This is a genomic window from Microcoleus sp. B3-A4 (assembly GCF_036705385.1).
Classification (GTDB): Bacteria; Cyanobacteriota; Cyanobacteriia; order Cyanobacteriales; family Microcoleaceae; genus Microcoleus.
This window is the reverse complement of record NZ_JAUBUI010000037.1, coordinates 1-667: the sequence shown is the minus strand read 5'-3', so window position 1 is coordinate 667 and position 667 is coordinate 1. Positions and strand designations below refer to the sequence as shown.

1 pseudogene is annotated in these 667 nt (G+C 45.3%); it reads left to right on the top strand.

Features of this window, described 5'->3' with window-relative positions:
* Positions 1–511, top strand: a pseudogene (locus QUB33_RS16120) (hypothetical protein); the annotation flags it as partial.
* Positions 512–667 lie beyond the last annotated feature (156 nt).

The window sequence follows — 667 nt, the reverse complement described above, 5'->3', positions numbered from 1 at the left end:
CCACAACAAAGGGAATGCGCTGCAAAGTCTGGGTGAATTGCAAGCAAAGCTAAGTGAATTTGAGGCGGCAAAACAGTCTTACTTTGAAGCAATCGCTCCCTTGAATTGTGTTTTACTTATTGCACCGGATGATCTCGGTGTTCTCAACAACAAAGGGAAGGCGCTGTTAAGCCTGGGTGAATTGCAAGCACAGCTAAGTGAATTTGAGGTGGCAAAACAGTCTTGCTTTGAGGCGCTCGCTGCCTTGAATTCTGTTTTACTTATTGCACCGGATTATATCGCTGCTCTCACCAACAAAGGAAATGCGCTGCGATGTCTGGGTGATTTGCAAGAAAAATTATCTGAGACACAGGAAGCACTCAAGAATTGGCAAGAGGCGCTGGAAATGTTTAATCGCTCTTTAGCCATTGCTCCTAATCGCGATTCTGTTCGCAGTGGCCGCGATGTGCTGCAAGAATTTCTCAATAATTTGGGTGACGATACTGTCAGCAGTTACCTCGATCGCAATTAGTAAAGACGCGACATTAAGGAGGAGGACGTGTCCAGTTAACTTAAACCGAAAGGCCGCCAGGAAATGAATTCCCTGGCTAATAGCAAAAGTCCTCCTAAGAAACTTAATCTAACTGCGGAGTTTTAGCAATTAGCTCAAACCCAAAAGACTCCGCAG